Annotated in this window: 3 protein-coding genes; 1 reads left to right on the top strand and 2 read right to left on the bottom strand. The window is 66.2% G+C overall.

Annotated features, from left to right (window positions below):
• Window positions 1–651 (top strand): DUF4352 domain-containing protein (locus ACUJ8O_RS11445; RefSeq protein WP_445373398.1); only part of this gene is annotated, 651 nt, incomplete at its 5' end.
• Between the two features lie 70 nt (window positions 652–721).
• Here the strand turns inward: ACUJ8O_RS11445 and ACUJ8O_RS11450 are convergent.
• Window positions 722–1,204 carry a pyridoxamine 5'-phosphate oxidase family protein gene (locus ACUJ8O_RS11450; RefSeq protein ID WP_020628426.1) on the bottom strand — a complete coding sequence of 161 codons (483 nt, stop codon included), beginning with the start codon at window positions 1,202–1,204 and terminating at the stop codon, window positions 722–724.
• A gap of 96 nt (window positions 1,205–1,300) precedes the next feature.
• Window positions 1,301–1,753 (bottom strand): type II 3-dehydroquinate dehydratase, encoded by a 453-nt coding sequence (aroQ, locus tag ACUJ8O_RS11455; RefSeq protein ID WP_020628425.1) that lies wholly within the window; start codon window positions 1,751–1,753, stop codon window positions 1,301–1,303.
• Window positions 1,754–1,767 lie beyond the last annotated feature (14 nt).

A 1,767-nucleotide genomic window follows, 5' to 3' on the forward strand; every position in this document is an offset into this window, starting at 1 on the left:
GCTAGTGTGCTTGCCGGCTGTGGGGTCGAGGGGGGCGCAGGGCCAGCGACCGCAACGGTAACCGTGACAGAGACCGCTTCGGTGCCAGCCGATCCGGCTTCGTCTACCAGCGCTGCAGCAGCACCGGGATCGGATAGCTCTTCATCCGCCTCTTCCGCGGCCACGGTGAGTGTAACGCCTTCGACGCTCGAGGAGCTGCCGACCATCGGTGACACTCAGACACACGGCGGGGCAACGGTAACCCTGATTGATGCGGAGGCTTCGCGGACGTTAGAGCGCAATACTTCAGGTCACCGCGAGGGCTCCGGGTACGAGACTTTTGAAGTTGTTGAGGCCGATCAGGGAGGCCGCTTCGTAATTGCAACGACCGAGGTCCAGAATGACGGTTCTTCCTCGATAGACCTGACGTGCTCGTTGCCTATCATGGCTAAGGTTGTAGATGCGCAGGGTCGCGAGTTCGATACAGTGGAATCACTCTATGAACTCCGTGGGAACCCTGAATGCAATGATCAACTGCAGCCAGGCTTCAGTTCCGAGATGACCTATGCGTTCCTGGTGCCAGAAGGCGCTGACATTCGGGGCATCTACTTCCAGGATTTGAATCTGAACGATGGAGATGGGGCGGTCTTCGCCTTCGATCCATCGCTCTAATTCACCGGAAGACCTAAAAGACGACGACGAACCCATATTATGGGTTCGTCGTCGTCGGGTTAACGATGGATCAGAACCGGACGGTCTCGCTGTCGCCCGGCTCGGCGGTCCCGCCGGTGACCTTGGCCTTCACCAGCTCGACGGCGGTGGCCACCGCGCCCGGGGACTCCCAGAACTGGGCGGTGTCCACGTCCACGCGCACCAGCACGATCTGCGGATCCTCGGGGTTCGAGCCCTCACCGAAGAACGCCTCGGTGGCCGGGTTCCAGAACTCCTTCTTGCGCGCGTCATCGCGGACGAGCTGCCCGTGGCCCGCGAGGGAGGCCCAGAAGTCCTTGTCCTGCACGGCGACGTTGACCGGGCGCTGCGGAGCGTCCGCGGCGACGTCGGAGGTGGCGCGCGTGAGGAACCAGAGCGTGCCGCCGTCCTCGGCCTGTTGCAGGCCCATCGGGCGGGTGACGAGCGTGCCGTCCCGCTCAGCGGTGGTCAGCATGCAGACGTTCACCTTCGCGAGCTTCTCGAGCAGACGGGCGCGGGGATCCTGGGTGCCCATGGCGTGACTCCTTCGTCGTCGGGTGCCGGCGCCCTGATGTGGCCACCGGCTCGTACCACCGACCCTAGGCACGGCCAGGCGGGGCCTGACCAGCGCTCAGCGGCGCACAGCCGCGGCGAGCCAGTCGACGGCGAGGGCGTAGCCCTGGACTCCCGCCCCGGCGATCACGACGTCGGCGACGGCGGAGACGTGCGAGTGGTGCCGGAACGCCTCGCGCCGGTGGACGTTGGAGATGTGCACCTCGGCGATCGGCCGGTCGACGGCGGCGAGGGCGTCCCGGATGGCGATGGAGGTGTGCGAGTACGCGGCGGGGTTGATGAGGACGCCCGCGTGGGAGGTGCGGGCCTCCTGGATCCAGTCGATGAGCTCGCCCTCGTGGTTGGACTGTCGGAAGTCCACGGTCAGCCCGTGCTCGGCCGCGCGGGCCTCGGTGAGCGCACGGACGTCGTCGAGGGTGGCCGTGCCGTAGACCTCGGGCTCGCGGGTGCCGAGCAGGTTCAGGTTGGGGCCGTTGAGCACGAGCAGGGGCAGGGCGGGAGTGGCGGTCATGCGGTCAGTCTAGG

Source organism: Micrococcus sp. EWR3.9.1 (assembly GCF_052615555.1).

What these genes read in the sequence shown, in the direction of transcription:
- aroQ (WP_020628425.1), bottom strand. Translation starts at nt 1,753, where the DNA reads ATGACCGCCACTCCCGCCCTGCCCCTGCTCGTGCTCAACGGCCCCAAC.
- ACUJ8O_RS11450 (WP_020628426.1), bottom strand. Translation starts at nt 1,204, where the DNA reads ATGGGCACCCAGGATCCCCGCGCCCGTCTGCTCGAGAAGCTCGCGAAG.